Annotated in this window: 2 tRNA genes and 1 rRNA gene; all 3 read right to left on the reverse strand. The window is 56.7% G+C overall.

Annotation, left to right across the window (positions count from 1 at the left end):
• Nucleotides 1–367: 367 nt before the first annotated feature.
• Nucleotides 368–443: transfer RNA gene (locus FMZ75_RS21170), tRNA-Ala, on the reverse strand.
• Nucleotides 444–467: 24 nt separating this feature from the next.
• Nucleotides 468–544 (reverse strand) — tRNA-Ile (locus FMZ75_RS21175).
• A 168-nt stretch (nucleotides 545–712) separates the two neighbouring features.
• A 16S ribosomal RNA gene (locus FMZ75_RS21180) occupies nucleotides 713–801 on the reverse strand; the annotation flags it as partial.

Consider the following 801-nt stretch of genomic DNA (forward strand, 5'->3'; position numbering starts at 1 on the left):
TTATCGCAGCGTACCACGTCCTTCATCGCCTCTCAGCGCCAAGGCATCCACCGAATACCCTTAAGGCACTTGATCGCTCTCATTATCGATGCCCACCGCTCGGCAGCGGCCTCCTCCCTTGCAGGAAGAGTTTGCATCGATAGAAAGACCAGTTTGCTTCAAACACATCCGAGAGCGCTGCGGTCACGCGGCGCCCACTTGCTGGTTGCTCGTCTTCATTCGAACATTCCCGTTCGATCGAAGAGATCGGATGCATTTCCTTTTCACGATGACAGACAACACGCATCTCGACCTTGCGGCGAAATGCGGAACTTTTATTCAGGACGAGATGTCGCGACTTCGGCGCATCTTCGGCGATCCGCACGTCTGGTGGAGCCAGACGGGATCGAACCGACGACCTCATGCTTGCAAAGCACGCGCTCTCCCAACTGAGCTATGGCCCCGAGCAGAGAGCCGATCGGAAAGAGTGGTGGGCCTGGGAAGACTTGAACTTCCGACCTCACGCTTATCAAGCGCGCGCTCTAACCAACTGAGCTACAAGCCCAAACTGTCGCACGCCTCGCATTTGCGCCCGGCGGGCTCGTCCTGTGGAAGAAAGAGAAACGAAGACGGCGGCTGTCCCGCCAGATCGGCCTGACTGGCCGTTGTGTTCCAAGTGATCCGACAGATCAAAGAACAAGATGTCCGTTTGATCATAAGGGATCATCCTTAGAAAGGAGGTGATCCAGCCGCAGGTTCCCCTACGGCTACCTTGTTACGACTTCACCCCAGTCGCTGACCCTACCGTGGTCGTCTGCCTCC

It is taken from the genome of Methylosinus sp. RM1 (assembly GCF_011378635.1).
GTDB lineage: Bacteria > Pseudomonadota > Alphaproteobacteria > Rhizobiales > Beijerinckiaceae > Methylosinus > Methylosinus sporium.